Here is a 17,803-nt window from a genome sequence, read left to right on the forward strand (position 1 = left end):
GGGCCGACCGGCTCAGACCGGCTCGGATTGCGCCGGCCGGGTGATCGGGCCGACGTTGTGGGCGCGCAGGTGCCAGCCCCGGACGTCGTTGTGCCGCAGCTCGGTCCAGTGGCAGTTGGCCAGTGAGCCGACGCTGCGCAGCACCGAGTGGTCCCAGCCGAGCAGGTGACCGACGCCCTGCCGGGCCGCACCGCCGTGGGTGGCGACCACGACGGTGCCACCGTCGACCAGCTCGGCGGCGGCCAGCAGCGCCTCACCGACGCGCTTGCCGAGGTCGTCGAGGGATTCGATGCCCGCGCCCGGGTCCGGCTCGCCGGCCCGCCAGCGGGCGTGCTCGGTGGGGAACCGTGCGGCGGCGTCGGTCAGGGCGAGCCCCTGCCACTGGCCGAAGTGTCGTTCCCGCAGCCGGGTGTCGGGGCGTACCGGCTGGCCGGTCAGCTGGGCGAGCGCGGCGGCGGTGTCGGCGGCCCGGCGCAGGTCGGAGGCGACGACGACGTCCGGACGCAGCGCCGCGAGCAGCGGCGCGGCGGTCCGGGCCTGGTCCCGGCCGAGCTCGTTGAGCGGTACGTCGACCTGCCCCTGAACCCGGCCGGCAGCGTTCCAGTCGGTGTTGCCGTGCCGCCAGACGATCAGGCGGGTCATTCGGCGGCGGAACCGGCGGCGTCGGCGTCGACCAGGTCACGGTCGACGAACGGCAGCTGCGGGCAGTCCTTCCAGAGCCGGTCGAGGGCGTAGAACTCGCGCTCCTCGGTGTGCTGGACGTGGACCACCATGTCGACGAAGTCGAGCAGCACCCAGCGGCCACCGCGCTCGCCCTCGCGGCGGAGCGGCTTGGCCTTCTCGGGCAGCTCCAACAGACGCTCCTCGATGGCATCGACGATGGCCATCACCTGGCGCTCGTTGGGCGCGGAGGCGACCAGGAACACGTCGGTGATGGCGAGCTGCTCACCCACGTCGATGAGGACGATGTCCTGCGCCTTCTTGTCGGCCGCAGCCTGGGCGGCGGCCATCGCCAGCTCGTGAGCGCGTTCGGAAACTGTCACCGTTCTCCTTCGATCAACCGTGCGACCCACCAAGCGTCTCACACCTGGCGCAGCGACGACTTGTCAGTTCTGGCCGGTTACCGGGACGAACTGGCTGTTACCGGACGGGATCACTGCTGGTAGAGCCGCCGTTTCGCGATGTACTGCACCACACCGTCGGGCACCAGATACCAGACCGGCTCGCCCCGACCGACCCGGTCGCGGCAGTTGGTCGAGGAGATCGCCATCGCGGGCACCTGCACCAGGCTGACCGTGTCGGCGGGCAGGTGCTCGTCGGTCAGCGCGAAGCCGGGCCGGGTGACCCCGATGAAGTGGGCCAGCGCGAAGATCTCGTCCAGGTCCTTCCAGGAGAGGATGCGCTCCAGCGCGTCCGCGCCGGTGATGAAGTGCAGCTGCGCCTTCGGGCCGTACTCGTGGTGCAGGTCACGGAGGGTGTCGACGGTGTAGGTGGGGCCCCCACGGTCGATGTCGACCCGGCTGACCTGGAAGCGCGGGTTGGACGCGGTGGCGATGACCGTCATCAGGTAACGGTCCTCGGCCGGGCTGACCGGGGTGTCCGCCTTCTGCCACGGCTCACCGGTCGGCACGAAGACCACCTCGTCCAGGCCGAACCGGTCCGCCACCTCGCTGGCCGCCACGAGGTGGCCGTGATGGATCGGGTCGAAGGTGCCGCCCATGATGCCGATCCGCCGGATGTCTTCCTCCACCCGATGATCGTAGGCCGCCCCGCGCCGGGCCCGCCGGGGCCCGGCGCGGACCGACCGTCAGGCGGCGGCAGCCGCGACCGCCGTCCGGGCGACCAGGGCCCGACGCAGGTCGTCGGCGGCGTCGACGACGGTCCGGCGCAGCCCGGGAGTGAGGTCGTCGCGGGCGAGCAGGGCCGCGGCCGAGTCCAGGGTGGGCTGGGCCACGGCGTACCGGGGGAAGGCCAGCCGGGCGACCCGTTCGGCCACCCAGGCGGTACGCCGCCGTGCCGCCGCCGGCATCTCGGTGAAGTACCGGTCGACGTAGATGCCGGTCAGCTCGGCCTGCTCCGGTTGCCAGAACCCTTCGGCCGCCGCCTCGACGAGCCGGTTGGAGCGGGTGGTGTCCCGGGTGATGATCTCCCAGGCGGCGTCCTTCGCGGCCACCTCGGGCCGGGCCGCCCGGCACCGGGCCGCCCGCTCGGCACCGGTGGCGCTGGGATCGGCCGACGCCTCGGCGGCGATCTCGGTCTCGCCGGCCGCGCCCAGCACCACCAGCCGGCGCAGCAGCGCCCAGCGCAGCTCGGCGTCGACCGCCAGCCCGTCGGGCACCTCCCGGCCGACGAGCCACCCGGCCAGCAGGTCGGCGTCGGCGGTGGCCGAGAGCAGCCCACGCGCGGCGGCCAGTTGCAGCGAACCGCCGGCCGGGGCCGCGGCGAGCAACGTGGCGCAGGCCTCGGCCGTCCGCAGCAGCGCGGCGTCCCGGGCGAGCGGGTCGAGATAGCGGTCGACCAGGTTGCGGCTGCGGGCGAGCACGCTCTCCGCGACGGCCACCTCGGTCTCGGTGGGCAGGGCCACCGTCAACAACGACACCACCGCCGACACCGGCCGCTCGCCGTCGGTCGCCGCGTCCAGCGACTCCTCCCAGAGCAGGGCGCGGGCCAACGGGTCGGTGAGTCCGGGCAGCACGGTGCCGACCGCGTCCGCCGACGCCGGGTCGAGCCGGATCTTGGCGAAGGTGAGGTCGCCGTCGTTGGGCAGGAGCAGACCCTCGGCGACCCGTCCGGTCAGCGCGGGCAGCGCGGTGCGCCCCCGGTCGGCGGCCGGGTCGAGATCGACCTCGATCCGTTCGGCCGGGCCGTCGGGCAGGTACCGGGCGACGGCGATCCGGTGCGGACGCAGCACCGGGTACTCCTGCGGCGCGGTCTGCACCACCGCCGCCGAGGCCCACCGGCCGTCGGCGTCCACCGAGATCTCCGTGCGCAGCGTGTTGACCTGCGGTTGGCGCAACCAGCGGGCGGCCCAGTCGGTGAGGTCGCGCCCGCTGGCGGCGCTGAGATTGGCGAGCAGGTCGGCCAGGGTGGCGTTGCCGAAGCGGTGGGCGGCGAAGTGCCGGTTGAGCCCGGCCAGGAAGGCGTCGTCGCCGAGCCAGGCGACGAGCTGGCGGAGCACGCTGGCGCCCTTGGCGTACGAGATGCCGTCGAAGTTGAGCAGGGCCTGGGCGGCGTCGGCGACCTCCTCCGGGGCGACCGGGTGGGTGGACGGGCGCTGGTCGGCGGCGTACCCCCAGGCCTTGCGGCGGATCGCGAAGGTCGTCCAGGCCCCGTCGAACCGGGTCGCCTCGGCGGTGACCCGGGTGCCCAGGTACTCGGCGAAGGACTCGTTCAGCCACAGGTCGTCCCACCAGCGCATGGTGACCAGGTCACCGAACCACATGTGGGCCATCTCGTGGGCGATGGTGGTGGCCCGCTGCTCCCGCTCGCTGTCGGTGACCGCCGACCGGAAGACGTCGTCGTCGCGGATGGTCACCAGGCCCGGGTTCTCCATCGCCCCGGCGTTGAACTCCGGCACGAACGCCTGGTCGTACTTGACGAACGGGTAGGGCTCGGCGAAGAGCTGGTGGAAGCGGTCCAGGCACTGCCTGGTGACGGTGAGGATCTCGTCCAGGTCGGCGTCGAGGTGGGTGGCCAACGACTGCCGGCAGTAGACGCCGAGCGGGATGCCGTCGTGGCTGTCCCGGCGTACGTGCCAGGGGCCGGCGATCAGGGTGACGAAATAGCTGGCCAGCGGCGCGGTGGGGGCGAACTCCCAACGGCCCGGGGCCGGGTTGGCGGCGAGCGGGCCGTTGGCGGCGACCGTCCACTGCGGTGGCGCGGTCACCGCGAGGGTCACCGGGGCCTTGAGGTCGGGCTGGTCGAAGGCGGCGAAGATGCGCGGCGCCTCGTCCAGGAACGACATCGCGTAGAGGTATGTCGCTCCGTCGGCCGGGTCGACAAAGCGGTGCATCCCCTCACCGGTGTTGGAGTACGCCATCTCGGCGGTGACCGTGAGGGTGTTCTCCGCCGCCAGTCCGGTGAGTGGGAAACGGCCGTCGGTGAGGGCTGCCGGGTCCAGCTCCCGGTCGTTGAGGCGGACCGCCTCCAGGGTCGCGGGCTTGACCTCGACAAAGGTCTCGGCACCGGCGGTGGCCCGGAACCGGATGATGGTCGTCGACCGGAAGCGTTCCTCGCCGCCGGTCAGATCGAGGTCCACCTGATAGGACTCGACATCGATCAGTGCGCGACGCGCGGTCGCCTCTACACGGGTCAGGCTCGGCATCCGCTTATCCTGCCCGACGGGGGAGCCGGCCGGGCTTCCCTTACGCGTGGCAATGGAGGATCAACAATGGGTCAGCACCCCAAGGGCGACTTCGACCTGTCCCGGGCGGTCTGGCAGCGAGCCGAGGGAGACACCTCCGACAGCGCGGTCGAGGTGGCCTTCGTGGACGACCTGATCGGGATGCGCAACTCGGCCGAGCCGGACGGTCCGGTGCTGGTCTTCACCCAGGCCGAGTGGGACGCGTTCGTCGCGGGCGCCCAGGACGGCGAGTTCGACCTGGACTGAGCGCCGGACGTCGACCCCCGGGCGGTACGCGGCGAGACGCCCTACCCCCCGGGGGACACCAGGCCGGCCGACGGCCACCGCGCCGGCCGGTCGACCGGCCCCGGGACGACGACTCACCCGTCCCCCTCGCCCCAGCCCAACCCGCCCGGCCCGGGTGCGTGGTGGAACCCCGGGTGGCCGGCGACGTCGGCGCAGCGCTCGTCGTCCGGGCCGACGGCGGCACAGAAGAGCCGCTCCGCGGCCCGCCAGGAATCGGCCGGGGACAGGGCGACCGAGGCCAGCACCAGCTCCGGACGGAGCAGGCTCAGCGCCTCCGCGTACGCCACCGCCAGCTCACGGGCCTGCTCCGGGCCGTCGGCGGCGAAGCCCAGGTGAACGGTGAAGTGTCGGGGTGGCCGGCGGGGTCGCAGGATCAGCGGTTGCTCCGGCGGACGGACCCCGACCGACCCACCGGGCGGGTCGGCCATCCGTCGCTGACGCCAGTACGGCGGTGTGTTCTCCCGCATCCGGTCCTCCCCGTCGTCGACGCACGACCACCTGCGGTGGTCCTGCCGACGAGCCAACCAGGTTTCCGGCGTCCCGGGAGGGGCCAGCGGTCGCCTGACTGCTGGCCCACATCCGGCCGACCGCCCCCGGCACCGGGCCCACACAGGGGGATTCAATACCCCAAAACCGGGTAGAACCCCCACGGCCGACCAGCCGGGTCCGCCCACCGTCACTGCGTCAGGAGAAGCCAGATGGCCACCACCCCGGCCGACCGCAGCCCGGAGAGCACGCTGGCGTTCTTCCGCGAGGGCTACCGGTTCATCAGCACCCGGTGCGAGCGCTACGACACCGACATCTTCACCGCGCGGCTGCTGCTGGAACAAACGATCTTCCTGCGCGGGCGGGAGGCGGCGGAGCTCTTCTATGACACCGAACGGTTCCGGCGGGCCGGCGCGGCACCCAAGCGGGGCCAGCGGACGCTGACCGGGCAGGGCGGGGTGCAGGGGTTGGACGGCGCGGCCCACGCCGACCGCAAGGCCATGTTCATGTCGATCATGACCCCCTCGGCCGTCGCGCGACTCGGCCAGCTCTTCGCCGACCAGTGGCGCAGCCGACTGGCGGGCTGGGGCGGGACCGGCCCGGTGGTGCTGCGCGACGAGGTCGGCCCGCTGCTGCTACGGGCCGTCTGCGCCTGGGCGGGAGTGCCGCTGCCGGAGAGTGAGGTCGTCCGGCGCAACGCCCAGATGCAGGCCATGATCGACGGACCGGCCGCGCTGGGGCCCCGGCACTGGCGTGGTCTGCGCGGACGCCTGCGGGCCGAGCGCTGGATCGCCGACGTGGTGGAGCGGGTCCGGACCGGCACCCTGCCCGCACCCGCCGGAAGCGCGCTCGCGGTCATCGCCGAGCACCGGGACGCCGACGGGCGGCTGCTCCCCCGCCGGGTCGCCGCGGTGGAACTGATCAACGTGCTGCGCCCCACCGTGGCCGTCGACCGGTACGTGGTCTTCGCCGCCCTGGCCCTGCACGACCACCCGGCCTGGCGGGACCGGGTCCGCACCGGCGACGAACCGACCGAGTGGTTCGTCCAGGAGGTCCGCCGCTACTACCCGTTCTTCCCGGTCGCCTTCGCCCGGGTGCGGCACTCCTTCGAGTGGCAGGGGCACCACTTCCCGAAGGGCCGCCGGGTGCTGCTCGACCTGTACGGCACCAACCACCACCCGCGGCTCTGGGCCGAGCCGGAGCAGTTCCACCCGGAGCGGTTCGCCGGTTGGCGCGACGACCCGTACGGTTTCGTGCCGCAGGGCGGGGGCAGCCACCTGGGCGGTCACCGCTGCGCCGGGGAGTGGATCACCATCGAGCTGATGAAGCAGGCGGTCGGCCTGCTGGCCGGGGCGATGGACTACCAGGTGCCCCCGCAGGATCTGGCCCTGAACCTGTCCCGGGTGCCGACCCTGCCGCCCAGCGGCTTCGTGCTCACCGGCGTGCGCCGGGCCGGCTGACCCGTCCCCCGCACCGGGGCCACCGGGCGTCGGCGTCCGACGGGCCGCCGCCCTGACCGGTCAGCCCGGGGACGGGCACTCTGCCACCCGCGTCGAGGGCCGGAAACTGCGCGGTTTGGTCGGGCAGCGGCGGGGGATGTTCGGGAACCATCATCACCGGGAGGACCCTTGCCCGACACCACCACCGGCCGGGACCACCGTGCCGTCCGCCGTCGCGACCGTCGTGCCGTCGCCCGCCGGACGGAGCGAGGGTGAGCGCCCCCGCCGGGTCCGCGCGACCGGCCCCGGCCGGGTCCCGCCTAGGCGCCCCGCCCCGATTCCCCGTCGAGTACGTCCTGCCGCTGTGCCGGGCCGACGACGACGGCCCGGACGAGCTGACCGGCTACCTGCGCGCGCTGTGCCGGCTGGTCGACGTGACCGTGGTCGACGGCTCACCACCGCAGGTGTACGCCCGGCACGCCGCCCGCTGGCACGGCCTGCTGCGCCACCTGCCACCCGATCCGACGGTGCACGGGGTCAACGGCAAGGTACGCGGGGTGCTGACCGGGGTGGCGGCGGCGCGGCACGAACACGTGGTGATCGCCGACGACGACGTCCGGTACGACGAGGCGGGGCTGCGGGCGGTGCACCGGTTGCTGGACACCGCCGACCTGGTCCGCCCGCAGAACTACTTCGACCCGCTGCCCTGGCACGCCTGGTGGGACACCGGCCGGACCCTGCTCAACCGGGCGTTCGGCGCGGACTGGCCGGGCACCCTGGCGGTGCGGCGCAGCACCTTCCGGGCGATGGGCGGCTACGACCCGGACGTGCTCTTCGAGAACCTGGAACTGGTGCGCACCGTCCGGGCGTACGGCGGGACCGAGGCGAGCCCCGCCTGGCTCTACGTACGACGGTTGCCGCCCAGCGCGGCGCACTTCCGGGGCCAGCGGGTCCGCCAGGCGTACGACGACCTGGCCCAGCCGGCGCGGCTGCTGGTCGCGCTGGCGGTGCTGCCCGGGGTGCTGGCCGCGGTGGTGGCCCGCCGGCCGGGACTGCTGGCCGTCGGCGCGGCCGGCGCGGTGGCCGTGGCGGAGGTCGGCCGGCGACGGGCCGGCGGACCGGCGGTGTTCCCCCCGGCCACCGCGCTGGCCGCACCGTTCTGGCTGCTCGAACGCGGGGTCTGCGGCTGGCTCGCACTGGCCCGTCGGGTGGGTCGCGGCGGGGTCCGCTACGCCGGTCGGCGGGTCCGTCGACCGGCCCACTCGGTCCGGGCGCTGCGTCGCCGGCTGACCCCGGCCGAGCCCAGCGACCTGAGCAGGTGGATCCGGGCCGACCCGACCACCCGGGGCCGCTGACCGGCGAGAACGCCACCGGCTCACGGCCACCTGGGTCGATCCGCTCGCCGACGCCACCCTGTCGCGGGCCGTCCCCTTCAGGCCGCCACCGGCAGCCGCTTGGCGAAGCACACGCTGTACGGGTTGTCGACGTACTCGCCGTAGACCGGGATCGGCTGGTAGCCGCCGGAGGTGTAGAGGCCGATCGCGGCCGGCAGGTAGCTGCCCGTCTCCAGGCAGAGCACCGAGTGGCCCTGCTGGAACGCCAACTCCTCCAGCGCGCTGAGCAACTGCCGGGCGATCCCGCGCCCCCGGTAGGCCGGGCGGACGTACATCCGCTTCAGCTCACCGGTGTCCGCGTCGAGGGGCTGGACGCCACCGCAGGCGACCACCCGGCCGCCGTCCACCACCACCAGGTAGCGGATGCCGTCGTGGACCACCGTGGCCTGCCCGTCCAGCCCGCCGTCGGCCACGCGCAGCTCCCGCTGCTGGGCGGCGACCAACGCGTCGACCTCCGGGTCGGTGGCGGGACGGGACTCGATCAGCATCACCCCACGCTAGGCCGGGTCCGTTTCCCGGAGGTTTCCGGAAAACGACCCGGACCCGACCGGTACGGGGCTACTCCTCGTCCTCGTCGCTGTCCTCGTCGTCGTCCGCCAGGTCCTCCGAGGCGGTGGACAGTTCGTCCTCGGGGCGCTGCCGACGGGCCTTGCGGGCGGCCAACCGCTCCGCCGCCGCAGGGCGCGACGACTTGTCCTCCAGCCGTACGTCGGTGCCCCGGTTGCCGGGGACGAAGTCGACGCCGGCGTACAGGGTCGGTTGCCAGTCGAACTCCCGCTCGCCGATCCGGACCAGGTCACCGGGGTTCGCGCCGGCCTTGGCCAGCTTGTCCTCCACCCCCAGCCGGGCCAGCCGGTCGGCGAGGAAACCGACCGCCTCGTCGTTGTCGAAGTTCGTCTGGCGTACCCAGCGCTCGGGTCGGACACCCCGGACCGTGAACGAGCCGTCGGCCGCCGCCTCGATGGTGAAGCCGGCGTCGTCGACCGCCTTGGGACGGATCACGGCCCGGGTTGGCTCGGCCGGCGGCGCGGCACGGCGGGCCTGGTCGACCAGCTCCGCCATCGCGTACATCAGCTCCTTGAGCCCCTCCCGGGTGGCCGCGGACACGTCGAACACCTGGAAACCCCGCGCCTGGAGGTCGGGTCGGACGATGTCGGCGAGGTCCTGCCCGTCCGGCACGTCGACCTTGTTCAGCGCCACCAGCCGGGGCCGGTCGGTCAACCCGCCGTACTCGGCCAGCTCCGCCTCGATGGTGTCGATGTCGGCCAGCGGGTCCCGACCCGGTTCCAGGGTCGCCGTGTCGACCACGTGCACCAGCACGGCGCACCGCTCGACGTGGCGGAGGAACTCCAGGCCCAGTCCCTTGCCGGTGGCCGCACCCGGGATCAGGCCCGGCACGTCGGCGACGGTGAAGGTGTGGTTGTCCACCCGCACCACGCCCAGGTTGGGCACCAGGGTGGTGAACGGGTAGTCGGCGATCTTCGGCTTGGCGGCGGAGATCACCGAGATCAGCGACGACTTGCCCGCCGACGGGAAACCGACCAGGCCGACGTCGGCGACGCTCTTGAGTTCCAGCACCACGTCGAGCTGGTCACCGGGCTCGCCCAGTTCGGCGAAGCCGGGCGCCTTACGTCGGGCGTTGGCCAGCGAGGCGTTGCCCCGTCCGCCCCGCCCGCCCCGGGCCGCCTCGAAGGTGGTGCCCGCGCCGACCAGGTCGGCCAGCACCGTGCCGTCGAGGGTCTGCACGACGGTGCCGTTCGGCACCTTGATCAGCAGGTCGTGGCCGTTGGCGCCGTCCCGGTTCGAGCCCGCGCCGCCCTTGCCGTTGTCCGCCTTCATGTGCGGGCGGAAGTGGAAGTCCAGCAGCGTGGTCACCTGCGGGTCGACGACCAGCGAGACACTGCCGCCGTGCCCGCCGTTGCCCCCGTCCGGGCCGCCGAAGGGCTTGAACTTCTCCCGGTGGATGGAGACACAGCCGTGCCCGCCGTCGCCGGCCTGCATGTGCAGGACGACCCGGTCAACGAACGTCGTCACGACGCCAATCCTTCCAGCGGGGTCCGGCCCCGCACCTGAAAAACACACCCCCGGGCCGGCCCCACAGGCAGTGGGCACCCGGTGGCGGGAGATCCCGCCCCTGAAACGGCGAAGCGGGCCGGGACCCGAGGTCCGCGGCCCGCTTCGCCTTCGAGCTACTGCGGCACGATGCTGACGGTCTTGCGACCCCGCTTGGTGCCGAACAGGACCGAGCCGGCGGCCAGCGCGAAGAGCGTGTCGTCGCCACCGCGGCCGACCAGGTCACCGGGGTGGAACTTGGTGCCACGCTGACGGATGAGGATCTCACCCGCGCTGACGACCTGACCACCGAAGCGCTTCACGCCGAGTCGCTGGGCCGCGGAGTCACGACCGTTACGCGAGCTGGACGCACCCTTTTTGTGAGCCATTGGAGGACGACCTACTTCCCGCTGGAGATGCCGGTCACCTTGACCTGGGTCAACGGCTGGCGGTGACCCTGGCGCTTGTGGTAGCCGGTCTTGTTCTTGAACTTGTGGATCCGGATCTTCGGGCCCTTGGTGTGCGCGGCGATCTCGCCGGACACCGCGACCTTGGCAAGCTTCGCCGCGTCGGTCACCAGGTCGTCACCGTCGACGAGGAGCACCGCGGTGAGCTTCACCGCGTCACCGGGGGCACCGGTGAGCTTCTCGACCTCGATCACGTCGCCCTCGGCGACCTTGTACTGCTTGCCGCCGGTCTTGACGATCGCGTACATCGGAGGCGGACTCCCTGTCGTTGAGGCTGCTGGCGGTCGTTCCCATGGCAACTCGCCGGGTAGCTGTGACACCGGCAGCGCGGGCACGCGGGAACTCGGCACACCAAAGTGTGCCGCAGGAAAGAGTACGCCATCACCCACCCGCCCCCCAAACCGGCCCCCCTGTCGACCGGCCTCCCGGCGGCCCCACACCGGTCAGCCGACCGCGCCGCAGCCGTCCGCCGTCAGCGGGCGCAGAGCTGGTCCAGCCGCTGCTGGAGCCGGTCCAGCTCGGTCTCGTCGATCGAGTCGACGTCGGTGCCGAGCCGGCCGATCTCGGCGGCCAGGTCGGTGAGCAGGGTCTTCAACTGCGGATCGGTGGCCCGGCCGGACTGCTGCCGCAACCCGGTCCGCCAGGTGGACAGGGCCGCCTCCGCCCGCTTCCGGGCGGTGTCCGCCGCCGTGCTGTCGTTCGCGCCGACCGCCGCGATCATCTTGCCCAGTTCCTCGACGTAGGTGCGCACCGCCGTGGTCGACGCGGCCTCGGCGTCGGCGCACACCTGCGGCCCGTTGCCACCCGCCGGAGAGCCGCTGACCATGGCGGACGGGACCACGGTGGCGGGGGTCGCGGCACCGGACGACGGGCCGGAGGTGGCCGGCGCGTCGGACCGGTCGCCGGAACACCCGACGCCGGTCAGCAGGACGGTGGTCACCACGATGGCGGCGAGCAGGCGGCGCATGTCTTCTCCTAGCCGGGGGTGACCGATCGTATCGTCGGCCACCGGCACGGCAGGACCCCTCCCACCGACGGTACGCCGAGGAAGGGGTCCGGTGACGCCTGGTGCAGGTCAGCCCGTCACGGTCGGGTACGGCGACGGGCACCGCCCCGGCGGGAGCGACGCCGACCCGTGCCGGCCTCCCCACCGTCGTCGTCGCCGTCGGCCTCGCCGAGCGCGTCCGGGTCGTCCGCCCCCGCGAGCCGGGCCGACTCGCCGGTCTGGGCGTCGACCACGGCCGACGCGGCCGGGCTCTGCGTCTCGTACCGGGACAGGTCGTAGCCCATGGTGTCGTCGTAGCCGTTGTCGGCCGCCGGGGCGGCGACCTCGACGTCGGGGGCCTCGGTGGTCTCGACCACGGTCCGCTCCGCCGTGGCGGCCTTACGGGCCCGCCGCCGCGACGACGCGCTGGCCGGCGGCTCGGCCGGCGGTGCGGCGACCGCCGAGGCGACGGCCTTGACCCGGTCGCCCGCGCCGCCGTTGACGGCACGCGGCTTCTCCGGCACCGGCTCGGTGTGGATCACCAGGCCCCGACCCTTGCAGCACTCGCAGGGCTCGCTGAACGCCTCCAGCAGGCCGGCGGCGATCCGCTTGCGGGTCATCTGCACCAGGCCGAGCGAGGTGATCTCGGTCACCTGGTGCTTGGTCCGGTCCCGGCCCAGGCACTCGGTGAGCCGGCGCAGCACCAGCTCCCGGTTGGACTCCAGCACCATGTCGATGAAGTCGATCACCACGATGCCGCCGATGTCACGCAGCCGCAGCTGGCGGACGATCTCCTCGGCCGCCTCCAGGTTGTTGCGGGTGACCGTCTCCTCCAGGTTGCCCCCGGAGCCGGTGTACTTGCCGGTGTTGACGTCGATGACGGTCATCGCCTCGGTGCGGTCGATCACCAGCGAACCACCGGAGGGGAGGAAGACCTTGCGGTCCAGCCCCTTGATGATCTGCTCGTCGATCCGGTACTCGGTGAACACGTCGGCGGTGCCGACGTACCGGCGCACCCGGTCGACCAGGTCCGGTGAGACGTGCGACAGGTACGACTCGACCATGCCGTACGACTGCTCGCCCTCGATGACCAGCTCGCGGAAGTCCTCGTTGAACAGGTCCCGGACCACCCGGATGACCAGGTCGGGCTCCTCGTAGAGCAGCACCGGGGCGCCACCCGCGGTCGCCTTGGCCTGGATGTCCTCCCACTGGGCCTGCAGCCGCGTGACGTCCCGGGCCAGCTCGTCCTCGCTGGCCCCCTCGGCGGCGGTCCGGACGATCACGCCCGCGCCGTCGGGAACCAGCTTCTTGAGCACGTCGCGCAGCCGCTTGCGCTCGGTGTCGGGCAGCTTGCGGCTGATCCCGGAGGCGTTGCCGTTGGGCACGTAGACCAGGTGCCGGCCGGAGAGCGCGACGTGGCTGGTCAGCCGGGCACCCTTGTGCCCGATCGGGTCCTTGGTGACCTGCACCAGCACCGAGTCGCCGGAACGCAGCGCCTGCTCGATCGAGCGGGAGCGCCCTTCCAGGCCGCTGCTGTCCCAGTTGACCTCACCGGCGTACAGGACGGCGTTGCGACCCCGCCCGACGTCGACGAAGGCCGCCTCCATGCTGGGCAGGACGTTCTGCACCTTGCCCAGGTAGACGTTGCCGGCCATGGTGCCGGAGGAGTTCCGGGTGACGTAGTGCTCCACCAGGATGCCGTCCTCGAGGACCGCGATCTGGGTACGGTCGCCCCGCTGACGGACCGCCATCACCCGGTCGACCGCCTCCCGGCGGGCCAGGAACTCCGACTCGCTCAGGATCGGCGGGCGGGTCCGCCGCTGCTCCCGGCCGTCCCGGCGGCGCTGGCGCTTGGCCTCCAGCCGGGTCGAGCCGGAGACCCCCTGCACCTCGTCGACGGCCTTGCGGGGTTCCCGGATCTTCACCACCGTGGGTACGCCGTCGTCGGCGCCCGCCTCGACGTCCCCGGCACCCCGACGGCGACGCCGCCGACGCCGACGGGTCAGTCCGTCGCCGTCCCCGTCGCCGTCGTCCTCGGCGTCGTCGCCCTCCGGCTCGGCCTCGGCCTGGGCCGGCTCCTCGGTCTCGTCCTCGTCGGCGTCGTCCGCGCCGCCCTTGCCCCGGCCCCGGCCACGGCGGCCACGGCGGCGACGGCGGCGCGCGGCAGCCGACTCGTCGTCGTCCTCGTCGTCGTCCTCGTCGTCGCCCTCCTCAGCCTCGCCGGTGGGCTCCTCCGCGACGACCTCGACCGGCTCGACGGCCTCGACCGGCTCGACCTCGCGACGGCCACGGCGACGCCGCCGACCCGTCTCGACCGGTTCGTCGACCGGTTCCTCGACGGGCTCCTCGGCGACCGGGCCGGGCTCGACCACCCGGAAGGTGGGCAGTTCCTCCGGCTGCGGGGCCATGAACAGGACCGTCGGCGCGGCGATCGCGGCCCGCCGCCGACGGGTACGCGGCTGCGGCTCGGCCGGCTCCACCGGCTCGTCGGCCGCCGACACGGCGACACCGGGCGACACCTCCCCGGCAGCGGACCCGAACGACGGCGTCGCCGCGGTGGACGGCTGACCGACGGGCGCCGCCGCAGCGGGCTCGTCGGCGACGGTCGGCTCGGTCGGGGCAGCCGCCTCGACGGCAGGCTCCTCCTCCTCGACCACCGCTTCCTCAACTGCGGAAACCTGAGCCGTCGCCGCCGGCGCGGTCGGGGTCTCGGCGGGTGGCTCGGTCGCCGCCGGGGCGACGGCCTTCTTCCGCCGGGTACGGGTCACCTTCACCGGCGGCGCCAGTTCCGCGCTGCCCTCTTCCACGCCGTCAGCGACGACCGGCTCCTCGGCTGCCTTGGCCGGGGTGGCCTTGCGGCGGCGTCGGGTGGTCTTCGGCGCGGAGTCCAGCTCACCGGCGACCGGGACGATCACCTCGGCCTGCTGCGACTCGTCGGTGGCCGAGGCGGCGCTGGCGGACGCCTCGGCGGGCGCCCCGGTCAGCTCCGGCTGACTCAGCGGCGCGGCCCGCCGTCGGGTGGTCCGCCGCCGGGTCGGTGCCGCCGCCGCACCGTCCGGCGACGCCACAGCGCCGTCCGGTGGTGTGCCGTCGGTGGCGGCGGCTCCCGTGCCGTCGGCGACGGTGCTGTCGGCGGTGTCGCCGGCCGGCTGGGAACCGGTCCGTTCGCCGCCCTCGGGCTCGTTCTCGAGCATGGAGGTTCTCCAGTTCTGGCGGCCCCGGGCGCGGGTGAGCGCTGCCACGCAGGATCGCCGCAAAAGTGTTTCCGCCGGGCACGCGACGTGCGTGACCGCCGAAGTCTGCCTGCCAGAACGCTGACCGACGGTCAGTGTTCTCCGATGGCTGCCCCGTCGCGGTCCGCGTCCAACGGATCCACGATCGCGCCCTGCGCGGTCAACATGCCCTGCGCCAGCCGGATCACCCTCGGGGAGACCGGCGGCTCCAGGGCGGCCACCACGCGGAGGCCGGAAAGGACGTCATCGGGTCGCACGGACGGGGTGACCTGCCGAACGACCAGTTCGAGTATCGCACACGACGAGTCCGCTGCCCCGGAAGGCGTCTCCACCGGGGGCAACACATCGATGCGGGTCACCGCGCCACGGGCGTCGAACGTCCGTCGGCCCTGCTTGGTCATCCGCTCGACCTGCACCTCGTCGGCGGCCACGAAGGCGGAAACCGCCCGTTGCGCCACTTCCGGGTCGACGTCGGGCAGCTCGATGCGCCAGTACGACGCCTCCATCCGCTCGGCCAGGCTCCCCCCGGCGGCGACCACCACCTCCAGCACGTCGAGGCCGGGTGAGAGCGCCGCGTCGAGGGCGACCCGCAGTTGCTCCGGGTCGACCGTCGCCTGGAGGCCGACCTCCAGGTACTCCGCCTCGCTGGCGACGCCGGTGGGGGCGGCGCTGGCATAGGAGATCTTCGGGTGCGGGGTGAAGCCCTGGGAGAAGGCCACCGGCACGGCGGCCCGGCGCAGGGCGCGCTCGAAGGCGCGGGCGAAGTCCCGGTGGGAGGTAAACCGCAACGGCCCGCGCTTGGCGTACCGGATCCGGACACGCTGGACGACCGGCGCCTGCCCGCCCTCCGGCTGTGGTTTCCTGCTGATCGTCGTACTCCTCGGTCTGACGCCGGCCGGTCATCCCGCGCCCCGGATCAACCCGTGGCGCGGACTGCCGGTGACGATAGCTTCACGATCGTCGGCGCGGGACGGGTGGCCCGCCGGAGCCGCCCCGTCGACGGTCACTGCTGGGCGGCGGTGGGCACCTTCAGCGCGGTGACCGGGGTGAGCGGCAGGAGCTTGCGGCCGGTGGGACCGATCTGGATCTCGGTGTCCATCGACGGGCAGACGCCGCAGTCGAAGCACGGGGTCCACCGGCAGTCGTCCTGCTCGTACTGGCTCAGCGAATCCTGCCAGTCCTGCCAGAGCCAGTCCTTGTCCAGGCCCGAGTCGAGGTGGTCCCAGGGCAGCACCTCCAGCTCGTCGCGCTCGCGGATGGTGTACCAGTCCAGGTCGACACCGAAGGCGGGCAGCGTCTCGGCGGCGGCGTCCACCCAGCGCTGGTACGAGAAGTGCTCGCTCCAACCGTCGAACCGGCCGCCGTTGCGCCACACCTGGTGGATCACCGCGCCGACCCGGCGGTCACCCCGGCTGAGCAGCCCCTCGATCAGCGAAGGCTCGCCGTCGTGGTAGCGGAAGCCGATCGCCCGACCGAGCGACCGGTCCGCGTTGATCGCCTGCTTGAGCAGCTTGAGCCGGCCGTCGATGACCTCCGGGGCGGACATCGACGCCCACTGGAACGGGGTGTGCGGCTTGGGCACGAACCCGCCGATGGACACGGTGCAGCGGATGTCCTTCGATCCGGTGGCGGCCCGCCCGGCCCGGATCACCTCGTGCGCCATGTCGGCGATCTCGAGGACGTCCTCGTCGGTCTCGGTGGGCAGGCCGCACATGAAGTAGAGCTTCACCTGCCGCCAGCCGTTGGTGTACGCGGTGACCACGGTGCGGATCAGGTCTTCCTTCGACACCATCTTGTTGATGACCTTGCGGATCCGCTCCGACCCGCCCTCCGGGGCGAAGGTCAGCCCGGTCCGCCGGCCGTTGCGGGACAGCTCCTGCGCCAGGTCGATGTTGAACGCGTCCACCCGGGTCGACGGCAGCGACAGCGACACGTTGGTGCCGGCGTACTGCTCGGCCAGGCCGGAGCACATGTCGCCGATCTCGGAGTGGTCGGCCGAGGACAGCGACAGCAGCCCCACCTCGTGGAAGCCGGAGAACTCCAGCCCCTGCTGGACCATCTGCCCGACGGTGGTGATCGAACGCTCCCGGACCGGACGGGTGATCATGCCGGCCTGGCAGAACCGGCAACCCCGGGTGCAGCCCCGGAAGATCTCCACCGCGTACCGCTCGTGCACCGTCTCGGCCAACGGCACGAGCGGCTTCTTCGGGTACGGCCAGGCGTCCAGGTCCATGGTCGTGCGCTTGTGCACCCGGAACGGCACGTCCGGGCGGTTCGGCACCACCCGCTGGATGCGACCGTCGGGCAGGTAGTCCACGTCGTAGAAGCGCGGCACGTAGACGCTCTCGGTGCGGGCCAGCCGCAGCAGCAGCTCGTCCCGGCCGCCCGGGGAGCCCTCCGCCTTCCACTCCCGGACGATCGTGGTGATCTCCAGGACCGCCTCCTCGCCGTCGCCGAGCACCGCGGCGTCGATGAAGTCGGCGATCGGCTCCGGGTTGAACGCGGCGTGCCCACCGGCCACGATCACCGGGTCGGCCTCGGTGCGGTCGGCGGCGCGCATCGGGATGCCGGCGAGGTCGATCGCGGTGAGCAGGTTGGTGTAGCCCAGCTCGGTGGAGAACGAGATCCCGAACACGTCGAAGCGGCGCACCGACCGGTGCGCGTCGACGGTGAACTGCGGCACGCCGTGGGTGCGCATCAGCTGTTCCAGGTCCGGCCAGACCGCGTACGTCCGCTCGGCCAGCACGTCGGGCAGCTCGTTGAGCACCTCGTAGAGGATCTGCACGCCCTGGTTGGGCAGGCCCACCTCGTACGCGTCGGGGTACATCAGCGCCCAGCGGACGGTCGCCGCGTCCCAGTCCTTGACCACCGCGCCCAACTCGCCACCGACGTACTGGATGGGCTTGGTCACCTGGGGCAGCAGCGCCTCCAGCCGGGGCCACACCGACAACTCGGAGTCGCGGTGCGGCGGCAGACCCACCGCGTCGTCGGTCATGGCCGCGGCGGGGCGCGGGGTCGTGGACGGAGCACTCATGGAGCCCAAGGGTACGCGTCCACCGGCGGACGGCACGCCGCACCGCCGACCTACCCCGCCACGCT

At 73.0% G+C, this 17,803-nt stretch carries 16 protein-coding genes; 3 read left to right on the forward strand and 13 right to left on the reverse strand.

Features of this window, described 5'->3' with window-relative positions; genetic code table 11:
- Positions 1-12: 12 nt before the first annotated feature.
- From GA0070216_RS03620 to pepN, 4 genes are all read right to left on the reverse strand, one after another.
- Positions 13-642 carry a histidine phosphatase family protein gene (locus GA0070216_RS03620; RefSeq protein WP_091238612.1) on the reverse strand — a complete coding sequence of 210 codons (630 nt, stop codon included), beginning with the start codon at positions 640-642 and terminating at the stop codon, positions 13-15.
- Positions 639-1,043, reverse strand: a complete 405-nt coding sequence (rsfS, locus tag GA0070216_RS03625; RefSeq protein WP_091238615.1) for a ribosome silencing factor — start codon at positions 1,041-1,043, stop codon at positions 639-641. The genes GA0070216_RS03620 and rsfS overlap by 4 nt, the downstream gene beginning before the upstream one ends.
- 110 nt (positions 1,044-1,153) lie before the next feature.
- Positions 1,154-1,750: a nicotinate-nucleotide adenylyltransferase gene (gene nadD / locus GA0070216_RS03630; protein WP_091238619.1), complete on the reverse strand. Its 597-nt coding sequence runs from the start codon at positions 1,748-1,750 to the stop codon at positions 1,154-1,156.
- Positions 1,751-1,807: 57 nt separating this feature from the next.
- Positions 1,808-4,324, reverse strand: a complete 2,517-nt coding sequence (gene pepN / locus GA0070216_RS03635) for an aminopeptidase N (protein ID WP_091238622.1) — start codon at positions 4,322-4,324, stop codon at positions 1,808-1,810.
- 66 nt (positions 4,325-4,390) lie between these two features.
- Between pepN and GA0070216_RS03640 the strand changes: the two genes are divergently transcribed.
- Entirely contained in the window at positions 4,391-4,609 is a 219-nt protein-coding gene (locus tag GA0070216_RS03640; protein ID WP_067312494.1) for a DUF397 domain-containing protein, read from the forward strand.
- A gap of 113 nt (positions 4,610-4,722) precedes the next feature.
- Here GA0070216_RS03640 and GA0070216_RS03645 read toward each other — a convergent pair whose 3' ends face one another.
- A complete protein-coding gene (locus tag GA0070216_RS03645) occupies positions 4,723-5,115 on the reverse strand; it encodes a hypothetical protein (RefSeq protein ID WP_091238625.1) in 393 nt (130 codons plus the stop codon).
- Between the two features lie 231 nt (positions 5,116-5,346).
- On the opposite strand from GA0070216_RS03645, the gene GA0070216_RS03650 reads away from it, so the two are divergent.
- Positions 5,347-6,594: a cytochrome P450 gene (locus GA0070216_RS03650; RefSeq protein WP_091238629.1), complete on the forward strand. Its 1,248-nt coding sequence runs from the start codon at positions 5,347-5,349 to the stop codon at positions 6,592-6,594.
- A gap of 251 nt (positions 6,595-6,845) precedes the next feature.
- Positions 6,846-7,928 carry a glycosyltransferase family 2 protein gene (locus tag GA0070216_RS03655; protein ID WP_141723001.1) on the forward strand — a complete coding sequence of 361 codons (1,083 nt, stop codon included), beginning with the start codon at positions 6,846-6,848 and terminating at the stop codon, positions 7,926-7,928.
- A gap of 77 nt (positions 7,929-8,005) precedes the next feature.
- On the opposite strand, the gene GA0070216_RS03660 is transcribed toward GA0070216_RS03655, so the two are convergent.
- The 8 genes from GA0070216_RS03660 to GA0070216_RS03695 form a co-directional block, all read right to left on the reverse strand.
- On the reverse strand, positions 8,006-8,455 hold the full coding sequence (locus GA0070216_RS03660) for a GNAT family N-acetyltransferase (protein ID WP_091238632.1): 450 nt from the start codon (positions 8,453-8,455) through the stop codon (positions 8,006-8,008).
- A gap of 70 nt (positions 8,456-8,525) precedes the next feature.
- Complete coding sequence (gene obgE, locus GA0070216_RS03665) at positions 8,526-10,001, reverse strand: GTPase ObgE (protein ID WP_091238636.1); 1,476 nt, start codon at positions 9,999-10,001, stop codon at positions 8,526-8,528.
- A 155-nt stretch (positions 10,002-10,156) separates the two neighbouring features.
- Positions 10,157-10,408 (reverse strand): 50S ribosomal protein L27, encoded by a 252-nt coding sequence (gene rpmA / locus GA0070216_RS03670; RefSeq protein ID WP_088647594.1) that lies wholly within the window; start codon positions 10,406-10,408, stop codon positions 10,157-10,159.
- 11 nt (positions 10,409-10,419) lie between these two features.
- Positions 10,420-10,734 (reverse strand): 50S ribosomal protein L21, encoded by a 315-nt coding sequence (gene rplU, locus GA0070216_RS03675; protein WP_067312477.1) that lies wholly within the window; start codon positions 10,732-10,734, stop codon positions 10,420-10,422.
- Between the two features lie 224 nt (positions 10,735-10,958).
- Positions 10,959-11,453, reverse strand: a complete 495-nt coding sequence (locus GA0070216_RS03680; protein ID WP_091238640.1) for a hypothetical protein — start codon at positions 11,451-11,453, stop codon at positions 10,959-10,961.
- A gap of 116 nt (positions 11,454-11,569) precedes the next feature.
- Positions 11,570-14,665 (reverse strand): Rne/Rng family ribonuclease, encoded by a 3,096-nt coding sequence (locus tag GA0070216_RS03685; RefSeq protein ID WP_091238644.1) that lies wholly within the window; start codon positions 14,663-14,665, stop codon positions 11,570-11,572.
- A gap of 131 nt (positions 14,666-14,796) precedes the next feature.
- Positions 14,797-15,516 carry a TIGR03936 family radical SAM-associated protein gene (locus GA0070216_RS03690; RefSeq protein ID WP_091238648.1) on the reverse strand — a complete coding sequence of 240 codons (720 nt, stop codon included), beginning with the start codon at positions 15,514-15,516 and terminating at the stop codon, positions 14,797-14,799.
- A 191-nt stretch (positions 15,517-15,707) separates the two neighbouring features.
- Positions 15,708-17,738 carry a TIGR03960 family B12-binding radical SAM protein gene (locus tag GA0070216_RS03695; protein WP_091238652.1) on the reverse strand — a complete coding sequence of 677 codons (2,031 nt, stop codon included), beginning with the start codon at positions 17,736-17,738 and terminating at the stop codon, positions 15,708-15,710.
- Positions 17,739-17,803 lie beyond the last annotated feature (65 nt).

Source organism: Micromonospora matsumotoense (assembly GCF_900091525.1).
In the GTDB taxonomy this organism is placed as follows: Bacteria; Actinomycetota; Actinomycetes; order Mycobacteriales; family Micromonosporaceae; genus Micromonospora; species Micromonospora matsumotoensis.